Annotated in this window: 21 protein-coding genes; 19 read left to right on the forward strand and 2 right to left on the reverse strand. The window is 70.1% G+C overall.

Annotated features, from left to right (window positions below; genetic code table 11):
- Positions 1-9 precede the first annotated feature (9 nt).
- The 14 genes from FKV25_RS01295 to FKV25_RS01360 all read left to right on the forward strand — a co-directional run bounded on the left by FKV25_RS01295 (position 10) and on the right by FKV25_RS01360 (position 14,386).
- Positions 10-951: a patatin-like phospholipase family protein gene (locus FKV25_RS01295; protein WP_141516983.1), complete on the forward strand. Its 942-nt coding sequence runs from the start codon at positions 10-12 to the stop codon at positions 949-951.
- A gap of 80 nt (positions 952-1,031) precedes the next feature.
- The gene (locus tag FKV25_RS01300; RefSeq protein WP_141516984.1) at positions 1,032-1,373 is read left to right on the forward strand and encodes a hypothetical protein; all 342 of its coding nucleotides are present in this window, start codon (positions 1,032-1,034) and stop codon (positions 1,371-1,373) included.
- Positions 1,374-1,480: 107 nt separating this feature from the next.
- Positions 1,481-3,619: a prolyl oligopeptidase family serine peptidase gene (locus tag FKV25_RS01305; RefSeq protein ID WP_141516985.1), complete on the forward strand. Its 2,139-nt coding sequence runs from the start codon at positions 1,481-1,483 to the stop codon at positions 3,617-3,619.
- A 942-nt stretch (positions 3,620-4,561) separates the two neighbouring features.
- Positions 4,562-6,748 carry a S9 family peptidase gene (locus FKV25_RS01310; RefSeq protein ID WP_211345334.1) on the forward strand — a complete coding sequence of 729 codons (2,187 nt, stop codon included), beginning with the start codon at positions 4,562-4,564 and terminating at the stop codon, positions 6,746-6,748.
- A 5-nt stretch (positions 6,749-6,753) separates the two neighbouring features.
- A complete protein-coding gene (locus tag FKV25_RS01315) occupies positions 6,754-7,566 on the forward strand; it encodes an alpha/beta hydrolase (RefSeq protein WP_141517003.1) in 813 nt (270 codons plus the stop codon).
- A 1-nt stretch (position 7,567) separates the two neighbouring features.
- Entirely contained in the window at positions 7,568-7,945 is a 378-nt protein-coding gene (locus tag FKV25_RS01320; RefSeq protein WP_141516986.1) for a YbaN family protein, read from the forward strand.
- Positions 7,946-7,982: 37 nt separating this feature from the next.
- On the forward strand, positions 7,983-8,186 hold the full coding sequence (lptM, locus tag FKV25_RS01325; protein WP_141516987.1) for an LPS translocon maturation chaperone LptM: 204 nt from the start codon (positions 7,983-7,985) through the stop codon (positions 8,184-8,186).
- A complete protein-coding gene (gene dapF, locus FKV25_RS01330) occupies positions 8,183-9,043 on the forward strand; it encodes a diaminopimelate epimerase (RefSeq protein WP_246071824.1) in 861 nt (286 codons plus the stop codon). The genes lptM and dapF overlap by 4 nt, the downstream gene beginning before the upstream one ends.
- Positions 9,036-9,716 (forward strand): DUF484 family protein, encoded by a 681-nt coding sequence (locus FKV25_RS01335; RefSeq protein ID WP_141516988.1) that lies wholly within the window; start codon positions 9,036-9,038, stop codon positions 9,714-9,716. The genes dapF and FKV25_RS01335 overlap by 8 nt, the downstream gene beginning before the upstream one ends.
- Positions 9,717-9,758: 42 nt before the next feature.
- On the forward strand, positions 9,759-10,643 hold the full coding sequence (gene xerC / locus FKV25_RS01340; RefSeq protein WP_141516989.1) for a tyrosine recombinase XerC: 885 nt from the start codon (positions 9,759-9,761) through the stop codon (positions 10,641-10,643).
- Positions 10,644-10,730: 87 nt separating this feature from the next.
- The gene (gene hslV / locus FKV25_RS01345) at positions 10,731-11,282 is read left to right on the forward strand and encodes an ATP-dependent protease subunit HslV (protein ID WP_141516990.1); all 552 of its coding nucleotides are present in this window, start codon (positions 10,731-10,733) and stop codon (positions 11,280-11,282) included.
- A 93-nt stretch (positions 11,283-11,375) separates the two neighbouring features.
- On the forward strand, positions 11,376-12,764 hold the full coding sequence (hslU, locus tag FKV25_RS01350) for an ATP-dependent protease ATPase subunit HslU (protein WP_141516991.1): 1,389 nt from the start codon (positions 11,376-11,378) through the stop codon (positions 12,762-12,764).
- 253 nt (positions 12,765-13,017) lie between these two features.
- Entirely contained in the window at positions 13,018-13,341 is a 324-nt protein-coding gene (locus FKV25_RS16080; protein ID WP_281286202.1) for a helix-turn-helix domain-containing protein, read from the forward strand.
- 118 nt (positions 13,342-13,459) lie between these two features.
- Positions 13,460-14,386: a hypothetical protein gene (locus FKV25_RS01360; RefSeq protein ID WP_141516993.1), complete on the forward strand. Its 927-nt coding sequence runs from the start codon at positions 13,460-13,462 to the stop codon at positions 14,384-14,386.
- Positions 14,387-14,502: 116 nt separating this feature from the next.
- On the opposite strand, the gene FKV25_RS01365 is transcribed toward FKV25_RS01360, so the two are convergent.
- Positions 14,503-14,958 (reverse strand): nucleoside deaminase, encoded by a 456-nt coding sequence (locus FKV25_RS01365; RefSeq protein WP_141516994.1) that lies wholly within the window; start codon positions 14,956-14,958, stop codon positions 14,503-14,505.
- Entirely contained in the window at positions 14,955-15,458 is a 504-nt protein-coding gene (locus FKV25_RS01370) for a GNAT family N-acetyltransferase (RefSeq protein WP_141516995.1), read from the reverse strand. Before FKV25_RS01370 ends, FKV25_RS01365 begins: the two co-directional genes overlap by 4 nt.
- Positions 15,459-15,531: 73 nt before the next feature.
- Here FKV25_RS01370 and ubiE point away from each other — a divergent pair, with 73 nt between their 5' ends.
- From ubiE to FKV25_RS01395, 5 genes are all read left to right on the forward strand, one after another.
- Positions 15,532-16,317, forward strand: a complete 786-nt coding sequence (ubiE, locus tag FKV25_RS01375; RefSeq protein ID WP_141516996.1) for a bifunctional demethylmenaquinone methyltransferase/2-methoxy-6-polyprenyl-1,4-benzoquinol methylase UbiE — start codon at positions 15,532-15,534, stop codon at positions 16,315-16,317.
- A 60-nt stretch (positions 16,318-16,377) separates the two neighbouring features.
- Positions 16,378-17,274 (forward strand): DUF417 family protein, encoded by an 897-nt coding sequence (locus FKV25_RS01380; protein ID WP_141516997.1) that lies wholly within the window; start codon positions 16,378-16,380, stop codon positions 17,272-17,274.
- 81 nt (positions 17,275-17,355) lie between these two features.
- On the forward strand, positions 17,356-19,326 hold the full coding sequence (locus tag FKV25_RS01385) for a M1 family metallopeptidase (protein ID WP_141516998.1): 1,971 nt from the start codon (positions 17,356-17,358) through the stop codon (positions 19,324-19,326).
- Positions 19,327-19,405: 79 nt separating this feature from the next.
- Positions 19,406-20,143 carry a hypothetical protein gene (locus tag FKV25_RS01390; protein ID WP_141516999.1) on the forward strand — a complete coding sequence of 246 codons (738 nt, stop codon included), beginning with the start codon at positions 19,406-19,408 and terminating at the stop codon, positions 20,141-20,143.
- Positions 20,144-20,317: 174 nt separating this feature from the next.
- Positions 20,318-20,791, forward strand: a complete 474-nt coding sequence (locus tag FKV25_RS01395; RefSeq protein WP_170218464.1) for an aminoacyl-tRNA deacylase — start codon at positions 20,318-20,320, stop codon at positions 20,789-20,791.
- Positions 20,792-20,959 lie beyond the last annotated feature (168 nt).

Below are 20,959 nucleotides of genomic sequence, written 5' to 3' on the forward strand. Positions count from 1 at the left end.
GCGCAGGGGATGGCAGCGGCCGACGCGCCCAGGATCCAGCGGCAGGAACGCATCGCGCTGGTGCTCGGCTCGGGCGGTGCGCGCGGGCTGGCCCAGATCGGCGTGATCGAGGCACTGCAGGCGCGGGGCATGCAGATCGTCGCGGTCGCCGGCTCGTCCAGTGGCGCCCTGGTCGGTGGCCTGTTCGCCGCCGGCAAGCTCGAGGTCTACCGCGAATGGCTGTTGACGCTGAGCCGCGCGCAGATGCTGCGCCTGCTCGATCCGGCCTTCGGCCGGGCGGCGCTGTTCGAGGGCGACCGCCTGATGGCGGCGCTGCGCGAGCTGACCGGCGCGCCGCGGATCGAGGACCTGGACGTGGACTTCACCGCGGTCGCGGTGGACCTGATGCGGCAGCGCGAGGTCTGGCTGCGCGAGGGCGACCTGTGGGACGCGGTGCGCGCCTCGATCGCCATCCCCGGCGTGTTCACCCCGCACGTGGTGCACGGCCGCGAGCTGGTCGACGGCGGCCTGCTGGCGCCGCTGCCGATCGCCGCGACCCGCCTGTCGGACGCGCATCGCCTGATCGCGGTCGACATGCATGGCTGGCCGCAGCGCCCCCCGGGATCGCCCGCCGAGTTGGAGGGCGACGCCAGGACCGCCGAGGCCGCCCGCTGGCACCGGCGCCTGGCGCGCTGGGTGGGCCTGGCCGATGAAGGGGACCCCGCGCCCGACGGCGGCGGGGAAGCGTTGAGCGTGCGCGCTGCCCACATGGGCCTGAGCGAACTGATGGCGCGCTCGCTGGACACCATGCAGGCGCAGATCGCGCGCGTGCAGCTGGCCCTGGACCCGCCGGAGCTGGTCATCCGCATTCCGCGCGATGCCTGCCAGTTCTACGAATTCTGGCGCGCGGGCGAGCTGATCGAGCTGGGACGCGCCGAGGCCGACAAGGCGCTGGACGCCGCCGGCTACTGACCCGGCGGCCACGGCGGCGCCGTCTTAGCCGGTGAGATGCCGGCGCGCGAAAGTGGCTCCACACCCCAGGGAGCCACGCCATGCACACCGTCCATGCCCGCCGTCCCACCCCCCGCGCCACGCCGAGCCGGGTCCACCCGCTGCTCGACGAAGTGTTGCGTGCCGCCGTCGCCATCGGCGCGCTGCTGCTGTTGATGGTGCCCGAGGCGCGAGGCAGCCACCCGCAACTCGGATGGTTGCCGCTGTGGCTGCTGGGCATGCCCCTGGTCGCCTGGTGGGCGGCGCATCGCTTCCGGTTGCCGGGACGTCGCGCGTCCCCGCCACCGGCCGTGCGCGGGTCGCGCCGCCGCCTGCCGCAGGCACGCCGCCGCGATCCCGTCTTGTCGCGGACGCGTCGCCCGGCTCCGCGCCTGGCGGCTTGACAGGGCAGGGACGCCCGGCTTGCCGACCGTGACCGCAGGCAGGGGAGCGGGGCGGCCGGCGTGTGCTAGCGTTCCGGGCTTCCATCCATGCCCACCGGACCCTGCCCATGCCCAAGCTGTCGCATGCCTGCCAGACCCTGCTGATCTCCGCCAGCCTCGCTTCGACCGGCCTGCTCGCCGGGGCGGTGGGCACTGCCCACGCCCAGGAGGCGCCCGTGAACGATACCTACCAGTGGCTGGAAGACGTCACTGGCGACAAGCCGATGGACTGGGTCAAGGCCGAAAACGCCCGGACCGAGGCCGAACTCGCCGCCACGCCCGCGTTCAAGGCGCTGGAGTCCGACATCCGCACCATCCTCGACTCGGACGCCAAGATCCCCGGCGTGCAGAAGATCGGCGACTACTACTACAACTTCTGGAAGGACAAGCAGCATGAGCGCGGCCTGTGGCGCCGGACCACGCTGGACGAGTACCGCAAGGCCTCGCCGCAATGGGAAACCGTGCTCGACCTGGACGCGCTCAACAAGGCCGAGGGCGAGAACTGGGTCTGGCACGGCGCCGACTGCCTGCGCCCGGACTACGATCGCTGCCTGATCGCGCTCTCGCGCGGCGGCGCGGATGCCGACGTGACCCGCGAATTCGACATGGCCAGCAAGACCTGGGTCGAGGACGGCTTCTTCCGGCCGGAGGCCAAGGGCGGGCTGGGCTGGATCGATCGCGACACGGTCTTCGTCTATACCGATTTCGGCCCCGGCTCGATGACGCCCTCGGGTTACCCGCGCATCGTCAAGGCCTGGAAGCGCGGCACGCCGCTGTCGGCGGCGGAGGTGGTGTACGAAGGCCAGGCCGAGGACATGTACATCGCGGCCTTCCACGACGACACCCCGGGCTTCGAGCGCGACTTCGTCAGCCGCACCCTGGCCTTCTACAACGACGAGCTGTACCTGCGCGCCGCCGATGGTGCGCTGGCGAAGGTCGACGTCCCCAACTCCGTCAACAAGTCGGTGCATCGCGAATGGCTGCTGCTCGAGCCGCGCGAGCCCTACACCGTCGTCGACGACCAGGACGGCGAAACCACCTATCCGGCCGGCAGCCTGATCGCGATGGACTTCGATGCCTTCATGGCGGGCAAGCGCGATTTCACCGTGCTGTTCGAGCCCACCGCCGAGACCTCGCTGGCCAGCCACGCCTGGACCCGCAACCACCTCGTCCTCAACCTGCTCGACAACGTCAGCAGCAAGCTCGAGCTGCTGACGCCCGGCGCGGGTGCCTGGGCCCGCGCCGACTTCCCTGGCGCGCCCGACCTGGGGACCGTCGGCATCAGCGCGGTCGACCCCGATGAGAGCGATGCGCTGTGGATGACCGTCACCAGCTACCTGACCCCGACGACCCTGTCGCTGGTCGAGGTCGGCAAGGCGCCCGAACCGCTGAAGTCCATGCCGGCCTTCTTCGATGCGTCCAATGGCGTCGTCGAGCAGCACTTCGCCACCAGCGAGGACGGCACCCGCGTGCCCTACTTCCTGGTGCGTCCGCGCGACCTCGAGCGCAACGGCAAGGCACCGACCCTGCTCTATGGCTATGGCGGCTTCGAGGTGTCCCTCACCCCGGGCTACTCGGCGACGGTCGGCAAGGGCTGGCTGGAGAAGGGCGGCGTCTACGCGGTCGCCAACATCCGCGGCGGTGGCGAGTACGGTCCGAAGTGGCACCAGGCGGCGCTGAAGGCGAACCGCCACAAGGCCTACGAGGACTTCGCCGCCGTCGCCCGCGACCTGGTCGCGAGCGGCATCACCTCGCCCGGGCACCTGGGCGCGCAGGGCGGCAGCAATGGCGGCCTGCTGATGGGCAACATGCTCACCCAGTACCCCGAGCTGTTCGGCGCGATCGTCTGCCAGGTGCCGCTGCTCGACATGAAGCGCTACAGCCACCTGCTGGCCGGTGCCTCGTGGATGGCCGAGTACGGCGATCCCGACACGGCCGACTGGTCCTTCATCAAGACCTTCTCGCCCTACCACCTGTTCGACGCCGACAAGCAGTATCCGGCGACGATCTTCATGACCTCGACCCGCGACGACCGCGTGCATCCGGGCCATGCGCGCAAGATGGCGGCGCTGATGCTCGACGCCGACAAGGACGTGCGCTACTACGAGAACATCGAAGGCGGCCACGGCGGCGCGGCCAACAACGCCCAGGCGGCGCACATGAGCGCGCTGGCCTTCACCTTCCTGTGGGAAGAGCTGGCCGAGTAAGCCCACGCGCCACGCGTGTTCGCCAACGACGGCGGGGCGCAAGCCTCGCCGTCGTTGTTTGCGCAAACCCTTGAGGGCACCTCCCACGTCCCCTCATGCGCAGGTCCCGGGTGCGCTTCGCTTACCCGGGCTACGCGACGCGTTGCCGTTGCCGTTGATCTTGTTCTTGATCTTCGCGACTTTGAGGCCACCGAGCACCGCAGGGCGTGGCGGACGGAGAGGCGCCCTTGTCCGGGCGAAGCGAGTTTGGTCGCCGTGCCGCCATGGACGAGGCGCACAGGGGACCGGTGCGGCGAAGCCGGACCGGCGGCCGATGGAGCGCGCGGTTTTGGTTCCTTTTGACAAGACAAAAGGAACCCGCCCATAGGGCGGAAGCCCTTGATCTTGCCTTGGCCTCAAATCTCCCCTCGCGGGACGGATTGCGCGACGCAAAACCCATCGTGCGTCGTGGCCGGCAGCAGCGGCGGTGGGTATCGCCTCCGGCTCGGCCCACCCTACGGCAACGCGGCAGCCGAACCCCGTCCTGCAGCCCAACACATCGTCATCCCAGCGAACGCTGGGATCCAGCCGTTGGCAAGGCTTGGGAGTTCTCCCCGGCCCAGCGGAGCGCGCTGGGCGTTCGCCCAGGCCGCGCGGCGGTGTCGCGCAAGCGGTCCGCCTCACCCCAGCGTTCGCTGGGATCACGAAAGGTGGTGGCGTAGCAGCGCACGATGGGTTGCGCGAAGCAGAACCCGTCGCGTGATGTAGCCAGGGCCGACGGTGGGTATCGCCTCCGGCTCGGCCCACCCTACGGTGATGCCTTGGGGGGAATCCCCGGCCCGACGCCGCCTGATCCCGCAGACCCCCGCCCCGGCGCACCGTGCCACCCGGCATGTGCCGAACGCCGCCGAACGCGCTACCTTCGGGGCCACCGTTGCGAAACCCCGTCCCGGACCCCATCCCATGAAACCCAGCCTGCTGCTAGCCGCCATCCTCATGACCCTGTCCACCCAGACGCCCGCCAACGAGCTGCCCGCCCCGCCCGACGTCGAAAAGCGCCCGCACGTGGTCAAGGCACCACATGGCGCCGAACGCCAGGACGAGTACTACTGGCTCCGCGACGACGCCCGCGAGGACACGGCCATGCTGGCCTACCTCGAGGCCGAGAACACCTACACCGACGCCGTGATGGCGCCGCTCAAGCCACTCGAGGACCGCCTGTACGAGGAGATCGTCGGCCGCATCAAGCAGGACGACAGCTCGGTGCCGTACCGCGAGCGCGGTTACTGGTACTACACCCGCTTCGAGACCGGCCAGGACTATCCGGTCCACGCTCGCCGCAAGGACGGCCCGGGCGTGGACGCCGCGTCCATCCAGAAGGCCACCGACGCGGGCGACTTCACGGGCGAGGAGGTGATGCTCGACCTCAACGCCCTGGCGGCGGGCAAGGACTACTACGCGGTCAGCGACCGCGAGGTCAGCCCCGACAACCGCCTGCTCGCCTATGCCGAGGACCTCAACGGCCGCCGCCAGTACACCGTGCGCATCAAGGACCTCGAGACCGGCGAACTGTATCCGGACGAGATCAAGGGCGTGTCGGCCAACCTGATCTGGGCCGACGACAACCGCACCCTGTTCTACGTCGAGAACGACCCCGAGACCCTGCTCACCGTCCGCGTCAAGAAGCACGTCCTGGGCACCCCGGTGGCCGACGACGTGCTCGTGTACGAGGAGAAGGACGACAGCTTCTACATGGGCATCGGCCGCACCCGCGACGACAAGTTCATCTGCATCGGCGTCGAGAGCACCGTGTCCAGCGAGATGCGCTGCACGCCCGCGGCCGCGCCCGGCGAGTTCGTCGTGCTGGCGCCGCGCGAGCGCGACGTCGAGTACGACGCCGACCATTTCGACGGCCGCTGGGTGATCGTCACCAATGCCGACGGCGCCAAGAACTACAAGGTCGTGACCGCGCCGACCGGCAGTACCTCGCGCCGCGACTGGCAGGAGTGGATCCCGCACAAGGACGACGTCTTCATCGACGGCGTCGAACTGTTCGACGGCTTCACCGCGATCGCCGAGCGTTCCGAGGGCCTGGAGCGCCTGCGCCTGGTGCGTGGCGAGCCCGGCCAGGCCGACGGCGACTCCGAATACGTGAAGGCCGACGAGCCCGCGTACTCGATGGGCCTGTCGGCGAACCCGGAACCCGACACGGAATGGCTGCGCTACAGCTATACCTCGATGACCACGCCGGCCACGGTCTACGAGCTCAACGTCCGCAGCGGCGAGCGCCGCCAGCTCAAGCAGGAGCCGGTGATCGGCTACGACCCCTCGCAGTACGTCACCGAGCGCCTGTGGGCCACGGCACGCGACGGCACGAAGGTGCCGGTGTCGCTGGTGTACCGGAAGGGTTTCGAGCGCGACGGCACGGCGGCGATGCTGCAGTACGCCTACGGCAGCTACGGTTCCTCGACCGACCCGGGCTTCAACAGCACCGTGGTCAGCCTGCTCGACCGCGGCATGGTCTATGCCATCGCGCACATCCGCGGCGGACAGGAGATGGGCCGCGCCTGGTACGACAACGGCAAGCTTTTCAACAAGAAGAACACCTTCACCGACTTCATCGACGTCACCCGTTACCTGGTCGAACAGAAGTACGCCGCGCCCGACCGCGTCGCCGCCTACGGCGGCAGCGCCGGTGGCCTGCTGATGGGCGCGATCGCGAACATGTCGCCGGGTGACTACGACGTGATCCTGTCGCAGGTGCCCTTCGTCGACGTCGTCACCACCATGCTCGACCCCAGCATCCCGCTGACGACCAACGAGTACGACGAGTGGGGCAATCCCGAGCAGCAGAAGTACTACGACTACATGCTCACCTACTCGCCGTACGACAACCTCAAGGCCCAGGACTACCCGGCGATGTACGTCGGCACGGGGCTGTGGGACTCGCAGGTCCAGTACTGGGAGCCGGCCAAGTACGTGGCGCGCCTGCGCGATGTCGATACCTCCGGCAACACGGTCGTGTTCCGCACCAACATGGAGGCCGGGCACGGCGGCAAGTCGGGTCGCTTCCGCCGCTACCGCGAGCGCGCGGAAATGTACGCCTTCATGCTCGACCGCCTGGGCGTGACGGAAGCCGCCGCGCGATGACGCGCCTGCGGGCGGCGGCGCTGTCGCTCCTGGTGCTGGTGGCGGGCGGAGCGCCCGCCCTGGCGGCGGAGCCCGCGCCGCGCCCGCTGGTGATCGGCGAGACGTTCGACATCGACAGCGGGGTCCTGGGCGAGACGCGCCGCATCAACGTCTACCGGCCGTCCGTCGAGGCCGGGACGCCGCTGCCCGTGCTGTACATGCCCGACGGGGGCCTGGGCGAGGATTTCCTGCATGTCGCCGGCCTGCTGCAGGTCGGCAGCATGAACGGCACCATGCGCCCCTTCCTGCTGGTGGGCATCGAGAACACCGAGCGGCGCCGGGACATGACCGGCCCGACGGAGGTGGCCGAGGACCGCGGGATCGCACCGAACGTGGGCGGCTCGGCCGGCTTCCGGCGCTTCATCGCCACCGAGCTGATGCCCGGGATCGCGCGGCGCTACGAGGTCACCGACGAGTCGGCGATCGTCGGCGAATCGCTCGCCGGCCTCTTCGTGGTGGAGACCCTGGTCGAGGCACCGGGGATGTTCGATACCTACATCGCGATCGATCCCAGCCTGTGGTGGAACGGCGGCGCGCTCGCCAGGCGCGCCGCGCCGGCGCTGGCAGGCCTGGCGCCGGGCTCGGCGACCGTCTTTTTGGCCAACAGCGACCAGGCGGGCATCGCCGGCCCGACCGCGGCGCTGGCGGCGTCACTGGGCGCGCTGCCGGGGCTGTCGGTCGAGTACCGCGACATGCCGGTCGAGCAGCATCACACCGTCTACCATCCGGCCGCATTGGCGGCGTTCCGTAGCGTGCTCGCGCCGCCCGCAGGGGACTGAGATGGCCGCGCGGCGCTTCCGCTGGGCCTGGTGGCTGCTGGCCTATGCCAGCCTGGCGCTGGGCCTGGTCGGGATCGTGTTGCCCGGCCTGCCGACGGTGCCCTTCGTACTGCTGTCGGCCTTCGCCGCGGCCCGGGGCTCAGAGAAACTGCACCGCCGGCTGCTCGACGACCGTCGCTTCGGGCCCGTGATCCGCGACTGGGAAGCCCACGGCGCGGTCAGTCGCCGCGCCAAGTGGCTGGCGACTGTGATGATGTCGCTGTGCGCGGGCATCATGTTCCTGACCGCGCCGCGGGTGTGGATGGCCGCCACCGGCACCGCGATCATGGCCGTCGTCGCCGCCTGGCTGTGGCGGCGTCCTGAACCGCCGGCGGCTTGAGCTTCGCAGCATCCGGAGGGCGGGCTACACTGCCGGCATGAACGCACGCACAGCCCTGTCGATGATCTTCCTGGCGCTGGCCCTGGTGGCCTGCGGCAACAAGGGACCGCTGGTCCAGGCTCCGGTGGAGGCGCCGGTGATCGAGATGCCGGACGAGACGCCCGCCCCCGATCCAATGGACGCGGACGCCCTCCCGGCCGATCCCGCGCCGGACGAGGACGACGGGTCCCCGGCACGATGAGCCCGCCCGCCGCCCCGCCCGGGGCCGGCCTGCGCTTCAGCAAGATGCACGGGGCCGGCAACGACTTCGTCGTGCTCGACCTGCGCGGCGGCCGGCCCTCGCCAACGCCGGAGCTGTGCCGGGCACTCGCCGACCGGCATACCGGCGTGGGGTGCGACCAGATCCTGACTCTCGAGGATCCGGCCTCGCCCGGCGCCGTGGCGGCCTACGGCATCTGGAACGCCGATGGCTCGGCCTCGCAGCAGTGCGGCAACGGCGCGCGCTGCGTCGCCGCCTGGCTGGTCCGCGACGGCGCCACCACCGGCGATCGCTTCGCGCTCGACAGCCCGGCCGGCCGCCATGAGGTGGAGCGCCTGGGCGCCGACCGCTTTCGCGTCGGGATGGGCGTCCCGGAGTTCCGTCCCGAACGCATCCCGCTGCGCGCGCCCGGCGGCGAGCAGGAGGCCTATGTCGCCGGCGACACCGCCCTGCCGCCCTTCGGCGCGGTGTCGATGGGCAATCCGCATGCCGTGGTCGAGGTCGATGACGTCGGCGCCGCGCCAGTCGCCCAGGTGGGCGCGGCATTGCAGCGCGACGGCGTGTTCCCGGAGTCGGTCAACGTCGGCTTTGCCCAGGTCGTCGCACGCGACCGCGTGCGCCTGAGGGTGTACGAGCGCGGCGTCGGCGAGACCCTGGCCTGCGGCAGCGGCGCATGCGCGGCGGCGGTGGTGCTGATGCGGCGGGGTCGCGTCGACCGCGCGGTCGCCATCGAACTGCCGGGCGGCACGCTGGACATCGAATGGCCCGCCGACGGCGCGTCCGTCGCGATGACCGGCCCGGCTGCATTCGTTTTCGAAGGAGAGTGGCGTGATGAATGAGATCGAGGAGAAGCTGGGCGCACACGAGGTCGCGGCCTGGCTGCGCCGGCATCCCAACTTCCTGCGGCAGTTCCCCGACCTGGCGATCAGCCTGGTGGTCCCGCGCGACGAGGGCTCTGCGGCATCGCTGGCGAGCTACCAGCTCGACGTCCTGCGCGACAAGAACCGCGAGCTGTCGCGCCGCTTGCAGGAGCTGTTCGGCAACGCCCAGGAGAACGAGCGGCTCGCGGTGCGCACCCACCAGCTCGCGCTGGCGCTGATGCGCCAGCAGGACGCCGCCGACACGCTGAAGGCGATGGCGGCGACCCTGTCGGAGGAGTTCAACGGCGACCTCGTGCGCCTGGTCATGCTGCGGCCGGTCGCCGGCATCGAGGATGCCGACTGGCTGCAGGTCGTGCCGGCCGACGCCGTCGCGCTGGCCCCCTTCCGCGACTGCCTGGCCGACGGCGAACCGATCTGCGGCCGCCTGCAGCCGGAGAAGAACGCGCTGCTCTACGGTCCGCGGGTGGAGGAGGTGCAGTCTTCCGCGCTGCTGCCGCTGCCCGGCGTGGGGCTGGTGGCCGTTGGAAGCCACGATCCCAACCGTTTCTTCCCCGGCATGGGCACGCTGTTCCTGCGAATGATGGGCGAGTCCCTGGTGACGGCCCTGGCGCGCTACCAGGACCGCGACTGACGCGGTACGCCCCGGCCGGCCCGGCAGGGGCGCCCCCAGACGATGAGCGCGATCGACGACTTCCTGGCCCACCTCGCCGTCGAACGGCAAGTGTCGGCGCACACGCTCGACGCCTACCGCCGCGACCTTGCCGCGCTCGGCGACTGGAGCGCGACGCACGGGTTGGACGTGCTGGCCCTCGACGCGGAGCAGGTCCGGGCCTTCATCGCCGCCGAGCATCGGCGCGGCCTGTCGCCCAAGAGCCTGCAACGCCGGCTGTCGGCGTGCCGCAGCTTCTACGGCTGGCTGCTCCGACAGGGCCGGATCGCGGCCAGCCCGGCCGCGGCGATCCGCGCGCCCAAGGCGCCGCGCAAGCTGCCGCAGGTGCTCGATCCCGACGAGGCCAAGGCCTTGGTGGAGGTGCCCACCGACGCGCCGCTGGGCCTGCGCGATCGCGCCCTGCTGGAGTTGTTCTATTCCTCGGGCCTGCGCCTGTCGGAACTGTGCGCGCTGCGTTGGCGGGACCTCGACCTGGCCGATGCCCTGGTCACCGTGCTCGGCAAGGGCGGCAAGCAACGCAGCGTGCCGCTGGGCTCGCACGCGCGCGCGGCGCTGGCCGAATGGCGCGCGTCCGTCCCGGCGGGCGAAGGCGATCCCGTCTTCCCCGGCCGCAACGGCCCCATCACCCCGCGCGCGGTGCAGCTGCGCCTGCGCAAACTGGCCCTTCAACAGGGCCTGTTCAAGCGCGTGCACCCGCACTTGCTGCGGCACTCCTTCGCCAGCCACATCCTCGAGTCCTCGGGCGACCTGCGCGGCGTCCAGGAACTGCTCGGGCACGCCGACATCGCCACCACGCAGATCTACACCCACCTGGACTACCAGCACCTGTCCCGCGTCTACGACGATGCGCATCCGCGCGCCCATCGCCGCACCGACGAAGACGAGTAGGGCGGGCGACGGCTGAACGGAACCCGCTCCGCCCTTGTCCCCGCGTCCGCCCGACCCCATCCAGTCGATTCGACCCCGGAGACTGCGATGGATCCCAGCCAGAACCCCCACGTATTCCACGCCACCACGATCGTTTCGGTGCGCCGCGACGGCCGCGTCGCGGTGGCCGGCGATGGCCAGGTCACGCTCGGCAATACGGTGATGAAGTCCAACGCGCGCAAGGTGCGCCGGCTCGGCCGCGATGGCCAGGTGCTCGCCGGCTTCGCCGGCGCGGCGGCGGATGCGTTCACCCTGTTCGAGCTGTTCGAAGCCAAGCTGGAAAAGCATGGCCAGCTGACCCGCGCCGCGGTGGAGATGGCCAAGGACTGGCGCACCGAGCGCCGCCTGGGCAAGCTCGAGGCACTGCTCGCGGTCGCCGACAAGGAAACCTCGCTGGTCATCAGCGGCACCGGCGACGTGATCGAGCCCGAGGACGGCATCATCGCCATCGGCTCGGGCGGCATGTACGCGCTGTCGGCCGCGCGTGCCCTCATGGCCCACACCGCGCTCGACGCGCGCAGCATCGCCAGCGAGGCGATCAACATCGCCGGCGACGTCTGCATCTACACCAACCGCAACGTGGTGGTCGAGGAGCTGTGATTGGTGAAGTGTGATGGGTGAGTCGCAGCTGCGAGTCCCATCCTTCCACGGTCGTATCGAACTCCCTCCGCCCTGACGAATCACGAAGCACAAATGTCCAATCACACCTCAGCCACCATGACCCCGCGCGAAATCGTGCAGGAACTCGATCGCCACATCGTCGGTCAGCACGCGGCCAAGCGCGCCGTCGCGATCGCACTGCGCAACCGCTGGCGCCGCGCCCAGCTCGACGACGCGCTGCGCAACGAGGTCATGCCCAAGAACATCCTCATGATCGGCCCCACCGGCGTCGGCAAGACCGAGATCGCGCGGCGCCTGGCGACCCTGGCGAACGCGCCCTTCGTGAAGGTCGAGGCGACGCGCTTCACCGAGGTGGGCTACGTCGGCAAGGACGTCGAGCAGATCGTCCGCGACCTCGCCGACACCGCGGTCAAGCTGTATCGCGAGCAGGCCAAGGCGCGCGTGCGCACCCAGGCCGAGGAGCGCGCCGAGGACCGCATCCTCGATGCCCTGTTGCCGCGCCGCAGCGGCACCGCGACCTCGTTCGGCTTCAGCGTCGCCGAGGCGGCGAAGGACGAACCCTCGGCCCAGGCCAATGCCCCCGACGACGCCACCCGCACCAAGCTGCGCCGCCAGCTGCGCGCCGGCGAACTGGACGAACGCGAGATCGAGATCGAGGCCGCGGTCAACGTCGGCGTGGACATCATGGCACCGCCCGGCATGGAGGAGATGGGCCAGCAGTTGCGGCAGATGTTCTCGCAGGTGTCCGGCGGCAAGACCCACAAGAAGACGCTGCCGATCAAGGCCGCACGCAAGCAGCTGGTCGAGGACGAGGCCGCGCGCCTGGTCAACGAGGACGAGGTGCGCGAGGCGGCCATCGAGGCCTGCGAGCAGCATGGCATCGTCTTCATCGACGAGATCGACAAGGTCGCCAAGCGTGGCGAGAACGTCGGTGGCGGCGACGTCAGCCGCGAGGGCGTGCAGCGCGACCTGTTGCCGCTGGTGGAAGGCTCGACGGTGAGCACCAAGTACGGCTCGGTCAAGACCGACCACATCCTGTTCATCGCCTCGGGCGCCTTCCACCTGGCCAAGCCCAGCGACCTGATCCCCGAGCTCCAGGGTCGCTTCCCGATCCGGGTGGAGCTGGGTGCGCTCAGCAAGGACGACTTCGTCCGCATCCTGACCGAGCCGCGCGCCGCGCTGACCACGCAGTACGTCGAGCTGATGAAGACCGAGGGCCTGGGCCTGTCGTTCACCGACGATGCGATCGAGCGGCTCGCCGAGATCGCCGCGACCGTCAACGAGCGCCAGGAGAACATCGGCGCGCGTCGCCTGCACACCGTGCTCGAGCGCCTGCTCGACGTCCTCAGCTACGAAGCGCCCGACCGCGACGGCCAGTCCGTCGTCATCGATCGCGCCTACGTCGACGAGCACCTGGGCGAGCTGGTGCAGGACCCCGACCTGAGCCGATACATCCTCTAGCGCCAGCCCGTCGCGGCGCGGCGTGATCCGCCACGCGCGCCGCGACGCGCGCTGGCCCGCGACTGTTCCCGGGGTCTCGCCGCGTGCTCGACCGGTGTCCTGGAACCGGGGGATGCCGCGACCACGCCCGGGCGCTGTCACGTTTCCGGAACGCCGGGTTCACGGCGTGCGCCTGCACGACGCTATTGGGTCTACGCCGCCTCGCGACGCCCGTCGTCGCGCCGGCCGCAGGGAGCGAAGGAGTCGCGACACGATGCCGACCGACAGGGGACGAAGGATACGCACGGCGATGGCCCGGCGCGGTGTCGGCAAGCATTGCGTCCTGGCCACGGCGCTGGACGTGACCGAAGGCGCGGTGTCGCGCTGGTGCCAGGGCGGTCCGATGAGCCTGGCCAATGCGATCGCGTTGTGCGAGTACCTGGACGTGTCCGCGGACTGGCTGTTGCTGGGAAGGGGCGAAATGGAGGTGGGCGCTCGGGGTCGCATCGCGTCCGATCCGCCGCCGTGGCCTGCACTGCGCGAAAGTACCCGACGGCACCTGAGCCTGCTCTTGCGCGAGCTCGATTCGCGCGGTTGAGCGGCACTCAACGCAAAGAATCGCTGTTCAAGCGCTTTTGCTTGTGTCGTCGCGCGCGTGGCCGGGAGACTGGCGGAGGCGTCCCGTCCGGGGTGCCGACCAGTCAAAGGAGTTGAACATGGGACGCTCGAAAAGCATCGAAGGCATGGCCCGGGAGAACGACAAGTTCAAGGACTTCGTCGCCACCATGCGCAAGGACCTCGACGCGGAGGTCGACAAGCACCGCGAGTTGATCAGGACGTCGGTGAAGGAGCACTACGCACCGTATGGCAACGACGACGTGTCCATGCTCATGGGCTCGTTCTCGCACCAGTCCTGCGTGAGCGAATGGAACCTCGACGCGATCAACGGGATGATCGACACCTGTCGCAATGCCCTGCTCGGCGGCGAGAAGCCCAAGGGCACCTCGTCGGACGAGGATGCGGTGGGCGCGACGGAGGCGATCAAGAAGATCGCCGGCATCAACCAGCTCATCGCCGGTGCTGCGTTCGAGGCCGTGCAGGGCCTGCTGCGGGGCGTCTCGTCCAGGACCTCGATCGAGACCAAGTCGCAGTTCGCGGCGCGGCCGCTCGCACCGGGGCTGACGCTGTTCATCTCGGTGGTGGAGAACGGCTACGACAAGAAGCACTTCTTCGGTCGCGAATCGATCGTGCAGACCATCTTCGTCTTCGACGCGCGCTACTCGCTCGCCGAGGGCAAGAAGCAGGCGGAGATGACCGGGCTGATGGCGCTGTCGAACCTGCTGGAGGCCTTCGCCCAGCAGCTCGCCCAGGTGTCGCTGCAGATCACCAGGATCGACATCATGGACGAGCAGTACGACTTCAAGATGGACCGCCTGGAAGGCATCAGCGAGCGCATCAAGGCGCAGATGGGCAAGATCCGCGACGAGATGGCCTCGCTGGGCCGGCCCGCCGAGGACCACGCGGAGGTGCGACGCCTCAACAGCGCCTCCATCCAGGGCGCGCGTGCGCTCGCGTCGGTGGCGCGCAGCCTGCATGCCTCGCCGGTGCTGGCGGCCGGGCCGGTCGCCCTGCCGCGCAAGTAAGGGCGTGCCAACGGGCGGGGTGGGGCGCCGGACGGGCCCTTGCACCCCGCCCGATCCGGGTGCTGGCTCCACGGCGCCCACCCCGGGGCGTCAGGGGCCGGCATGGCGGGCGCGAGTCAGTCCTCGCCGATGTCCTCGTTCCACACCTCGGGATGGGCGGCGATCCAGTCGCCCAGCATCGCGATGCAACGCGCGTCGGCCAGGTCGACGACCTGCGTGCCGTTCTCGCGCAGCCAGTCGATGCCGCCGCGGAAATTGACCGATTCGCCGACGACCACGGTGCCGATGTTGAACTGCCTGACCAGCCCGCTGCAGTACCAGCAGGGGGCGAGGGTGGTGACCATGATCGTGTCGCGGTAGCGGCGTTGGCGCCCGGCCTTGCGGAACGCATCGGTTTCGCCATGGACCGAGGGATCGCCCTCCTGCACGCGGCGGTTGTGGCCGCACCCGAGCAGGGTGCCGTCGTCGCGATACAGCGCCGCGCCGATCGGGATGCCGCCCTCGGCGAGGCCTGCGCGGGCTTCGTCGATGGCGGTGTCGAGCAGGGCGCGGTAGTCGGGCGTTTCGATCATCGCGTGTCTCCAGGGTCGGCGGGACGCAGCATCTCCACGTGCGGGATGCCGTCCTCGAGGTAAGGGGCGGACGCGAGGGCGAAGCCGTTGCGCGCGTAATAGCCCTGCAGGTGCGCCTGGGCGCCGAGCCGGATCGCGGTGCCCGGCCAGCGGCGCAGGGCATGGGCGATGCCTTCGCGCAGCAGCGGATCCCCCAGCCCCTTGCCCCGCCACGCCGGCGCGGTCACCACGCGGCCGATGCTGGGCTCGGCGAACGCCGTCGCGCCATGGCCCAGGCCGTGCGGCAGGATCCGCAAGTACGCGGCCAGCGCGCCGTCTTCGGCGATCCCCAGCAGGTGCAATGCGTCGGGATGGCGGTCCTTGCCGTCGATGTCCTGGTAGGCGCAGGCCTGCTCGACCACGAAGACCTCGCTGCGCAGGCGCAACAGGTCGTAGAGGCGGTCGGGCGGCAGCGCCCCGAAAGCGCGGGCCTGCCAGTGAAGCGGGGGCGGCGTGTGCATGCCGACATGATGCCAGTGTCGGCGCCGGCGGCGGGCCGGGACTTTCACGCCCCGGATCGGCGACAATCGGGGCATGAACGAGCAGCCTTCATCCCCCCAGGACGAGAAGCCCGCCGCCGCGGGCACCACCCACTTCGGCTTCCGCGACGTGCCGGTGGGCGAGAAGCAGAAGCTGGTCGGCGAGGTCTTCTCATCGGTCGCCGGCAAGTACGACCTGATGAACGACCTGATGAGCCTGGGCATCCACCGGGTCTGGAAGCGCTACTTCGTGTCGACCGCGCAGGTGAAGCGCGGCGACCGCGTGCTCGACCTGGCCGGCGGCACCGGCGACATCGCGCTCCTGCTGCGCGATCGCGTCGGCGAGACCGGCAGCATCGTGCTGGGCGACATCAACGGCGAGATGCTGCGCGTGGGGCGCGACCGGATGACCGACAAGGGACGCGTCGGCGGCTTCGAGTACGTGCAGATGAATGCCGAGAAGCTGCCGTTCCCGGACGCCAGCTTCAACCTGGTCACGATCGCGTTCGGCCTGCGCAACGTGACCGACAAGGACGCCGCGCTGCGCGAGATGCACCGCGTGCTGAAAGTCGGCGGGCAGGCGCGGGTGCTGGAATTCTCCGAAGTCACCGCCGACTGGTTCAAGCCGGTCTACGACTTCCATTCCTTCAAGGTGCTGCCCGCGCTGGGCAGGCTGTTCGCCGGCGACGCCGACAGCTACCAGTACCTGGCCGAGAGCATCCGCAAGCACCCGCCGCAGGCGGAACTGCAGGCGATGATGGAGGCCGCCGGCTTCGCCCGCTGCCGCTATCGCAACCTGTCCGGCGGCATCTGCGCGATCCATACCGGCTACAGGGTCTAGGCGCGTAACCGCGGGGCGCGCCGGGACGAATCCGTCCCCGAGCCCCGTGGAAACGCCGCCATGCCCGTCCTGCCCGCCGTCGCGTCCGAACCTCCAGTCCAAACCGCCTGCCCGGCCGTTGAGGCGCGCGCGTGGGCGTTCGCCGCGGCGGTGCTTGCGCTGCTGCTGCTGTGGTTCGGGGCGATGGGCTTGCTGCCGTTCTCGGCGGATCTCCTGGTCCAACGCGCCGGCTTGTCGCCGGCAAGCGCCCGCGGCGTGGCGTCCTTGCTCGGCGTGGTCCAGCTCGCGCTGGGGCTGGGCCTGCTGCCGGTCTGGCCCGATCGCGTCCGCGGCCGGATCGCCCTGGCCGTCGCGGCCTTCTGGTGGCTGCAGATGCTGGCCCTGGCCTCGCCGGCGATGTGGGTCGACGCCGTGCCCTACGACGGCTTCCCTTTCCTCGGCGCCGGGCAGGGGCTGCTCAAGCACCTGGGCCTGGGTGCGCTCGGATTCGGGCTCTGGGCGCACTGGAACGGGCGGGCGACGGGACGGCGCTGGGCGCTGCGGGGCCTGTGGGCGGGACAGCTGCTGGTGCTGGTCTGGATCGGCCTGCTCAAGTTCACCGCTTACGAAGCACGCGGCGTGGAAGGGCTGATGCGCAACAGTCCGCTGTTCGCGTGGCTCTACGAGGGCCTCGACGTGCAGGGCGCGTCCAACCTGATCGGCGTCGTCGAGCTCGCCACGGCGGCGCTCATCGCGCTGTGGCTGTGGCGCCCGCGTTGGGCCGTGCCCGGCCTGGCGATGGCCGTGGCCACCTATGCCCTGACCACGGGCTTCCTGTTCAGCACGCCCGCCTGGGCCCCGGGGCACGGTTTTCCCTACGTGGCCGGGAGCGGGCAGTTCCTGCTCAAGGACCTGGGCCTGCTGGCCGGCGCGCTGGTACTGCTGGCCGCGGCCGGTCGGACGGGCACGCGGGCCTGATGCCGCCCGGGCCTTGCGGGGCATGCCCCGCACGGGGCGAGACGCTACACTCGGGGGCTTGTCAGTTGCCGTGAGCCGTCCATGCGTCCATCGATCCTTACCCTCTGCCTGGCCGTCGCGTTCGCCGCCGGTTGCACCCCCGAACAGACCCCGCCGCCGGCCGACGGCAGCGCCAGCGCGCCGAGCGCCGAGCCGGGCACCGACCTCAGCGAACCCGATGCCGCCATGCGCGCCGATGCCTTTTCCTATGCCGAGCCCGACAGTGTCCGCATCAAGGACCTCGCTCTCGCGCTGGACGTCGACTTCGACGCGCGCGAGCTGTCCGGCAGTGCCACCTACACCCTGGACTGGGTCGACCCCGAGGCCGGGCGCCTGGTCCTGGATACCCGCGACCTGACCATCGAGAAGGTCGTCGGCGAGCGCCCGGACGGCAAGTGGGACGACCTCACCTTCGTGCTGGCCGACGCCGACGAGCGCCTGGGCAGCAAGCTGACCATCGCCGCGCCGGAGCGCAACCCGCGCATCCGCGTCACCTACAAGACTTCGCCCGAGGCCTCCGGCCTGCAGTGGCTGACCCCGGCGATGACCGAGGGCGGCAAGTCGCCCTTCATGTTCAGCCAGTCCCAGCAGATCCACGCCCGCTCCTGGGTGCCCCTGCAGGACACCCCCCAGGTGCGCTTCACCTATACCGCCCACGTCACCGCCCCCCAGGACGCGATGGTCCTGATGAGCGCCGACAACGACCCCAAGGCGGTGCGCGACGGCGACTACGAATTCACGATGCCGCAGCCGATCCCCTCCTACCTGCTGGCGATCGCGGCGGGCGACCTGGTGTTCAAGCCGGTCGGCGAGCGCAGCGGCGTCTGGGCCGAGCCGGCGGCGATCGACAAGTCGGTCAAGGAGTTCGCCGACACCGAGAAGATGATCGAGGTCACCGAGAAGCTGTACGGCCCGTACCGCTGGGGCCGCTACGACATGCTGGTGCTGCCGCCCTCGTTCCCGTACGGCGGCATGGAGAACCCGCGCCTGTCGTTCATCACCCCGACCGTGATCGTCGGCGACAAGTCGCTGGTCTCGCTGATCGCGCACGAACTGGCACACAGCTGGTCGGGCAACCTGGTCACCTTCGCCACGCCGAAGGACCAGTGGCTCAACGAAGGCATGACGAGCTACGTCGAGAACCGCATCGTCGAGGACCTGTACGGCAAGGACCTCGCCGACATGGAGTACCTGATCGCGCGCAACGAGCTGCGCAAGACCATCGGCGACATGCCGCCGCAGGGCCAGGCGCTGGCGATCCGCCCCGACGTCAAGGTCACCGCGAAGGATCCGCTGACCGAGGTCGCCTACGACAAGGGCGCCTGGTTCCTGGCGTTCCTGGAGTCGCGCTTCGGCCGCGAGGACTTCGACACCTTCCTGCGCGGCTACTTCGACCACTTCGCCTTCCAGTCGATCCCGACCACCACCTTCATCGACTACGCGCGCGCGAACCTGCTCGACAAGCACCCCGGCAAGGTCAGCGAGGCCGAGCTCGACGAGTGGATCTACGGCACCGGCATCCCGGCGTCGGCGCCGCAGGTCAAGTCACCGCTGCTGGAGAAGGTCGACGCCGCGCGCAGCGCCTGGCTCGCCGACGGCACCCTGCCGGCCAAGGCGGTCACCGACGCCTGGAGCACCCAGGAATGGCTGCACTTCCTCGACGGCATGCCGGCGACCCTGGAGACCGCGCAGCTGGTCGCGCTCGACGAGGCCTATGCCTTCACCGGCACCGCCAATGGCGAGGTCGCCATGCGCTGGTACCCGCTGGCCGTGCGCAGCGGCTACACGCAGGCCCATGACGCCGCCGCGGCCTTCCTGGAGAAGATCGGCCGCCGCAAGCTGATCATGCCGACCTACGCCGAGCTGGTGAAGACGCCCGAGGGCCTGGCGCTGGCCGAAGCGACCTTCGCCAAGGCACGACCGGGATACCACCCGATCACCACCGCCAGCGTCGAGCACCTGATCGAGGAAGCCAAGTCGCCGGGCACCGCCAAGGATGCGCCGGTCGACTGACGCGACGTGCCGCCGTCCCTCGCGGGGCGGCGGCCCCGGTCGGCACGCCCCCTCCAACGTCCCCCACGGGAGACCGAAGATGAATCCTGCACGCGCCTCGTCCCAGTGCCTCCTCGCCCTGGCGATCGCCTCCACCGCGCTGGTCGCCTGCCAGCCCGGGCCGGACCCCCAGCAACAGCAGGCCGCCCGCGCCGAGGCCCGCGAGCAGGCCGCCGAGGCGATGGCCGCGGAGTTCGACAAGGCCTACGCCGCGGAGAACTGGAACCTCGCGCGCGCCCATGGCGACATCCTCAATGCCGAATACCCGGGCAGCGCGGCCGCCGAACGCATCCAGGCGCGCTACGCGGAAGCCCGGGACAAGGCCCGCGAGCAGCGCGAGGGCCTGCGCCTGGCCGGCCTGTGGACCTACCAGACCCAGCCCTTCAAGGACGGCCTGCAGGTGTCGGCGTCCCTGTACAGCCGCGAGCCGGTCGACACCGACGGCAGCGGCGCCCATCCCGTGCAGCTGATCTTCCGCGACAACCCCGACTGGGGCCGCAGCAGTTACCTCGTGCTGAAGACGGGTGACTTCGATTGTTACGGCGGCTGCAAGGTGAAGCTCGTGGTCGACGATGGCGAGCCGCGCCGGGTCGACGCCAGCCGTCCGAAGACCGACGAAGCGATCGCGATGTTCATCGAGGACGAGGCGATGCTGTGGCAGACCGTGAAGTCCGCGGGCCGGATCGCGATCGAGTTCCCGGTCAAGGCCGGCGGCACGCGCACCGCCGAGTTCGAGGTGGGCGGCCTGGCACCCGAGCACATGCCGGGCTGGCGATGAATGCCACGGTCCGCGTGCCTTGACGCGGGGCGAACACGGGGGGCGTAAGCTCGGGGCATGGGACGCGCTGTCTCGCCCGCGTCCCGCTGCAGAGGCGCGCGGCAGGAGGCCAGGCGCCCGGACCCCAGCGACGCCGCCGCGCGGAGCGCGACGTGCGCCCTCGCGGAGGCCGCCATGCTCTCGCCCCGATTGCACAACCTGCTCGACTCGCGCCATGCGTCGTACACCACGCACGTCCACGAACGCACCCTGACCGCCCACGAGACCGCCGAAGCCGCGCACGTGAGCCGCGCGCTGTTCGCCAAGACCGTGATGATCAAGGTCAACGGCACCCTCGCGATGGTGGTCATGCCGGCCGCCTACCGCGCCGACCTGGTCCGCCTAGCACGCGCGCTGGGCGAAGCCGAGGATGCGGTCGAACTCGCCGAAGAGGCGGAATTCCGCAATGCCTTTCCCGACTGCGAGGTGGGCGCCATGCCTCCCTTCGGCCACCTCTACGACATGCCGGTCTACGTCGACTCCCGCCTCGCGCGCCAGGACGAGATCACCTTCAACGCCGGCACCCACACCGACGCGGTCTCCATGCCCTACAAGGAATTCGAAGCGCTGGCCGAGCCGGAGATGCTATGGCTGGCGCATGTGATGTAACTGCCGTGATGGGCTGATGGGTGATTCGTGATTCGAGGGACGTGACTCCAAGGGCAGGCCGATATTCTTCCTGCCAATCACCAATCACCAATCACCAATCACCAATCACCAATCACCAATCACCAATCACCAATCACCAATCACCAATCACCAATCACCAATCACCAA

Source organism: Marilutibacter aestuarii (assembly GCF_006546775.1).
In the GTDB taxonomy this organism is placed as follows: domain Bacteria; phylum Pseudomonadota; class Gammaproteobacteria; order Xanthomonadales; family Xanthomonadaceae; genus Marilutibacter; species Marilutibacter aestuarii.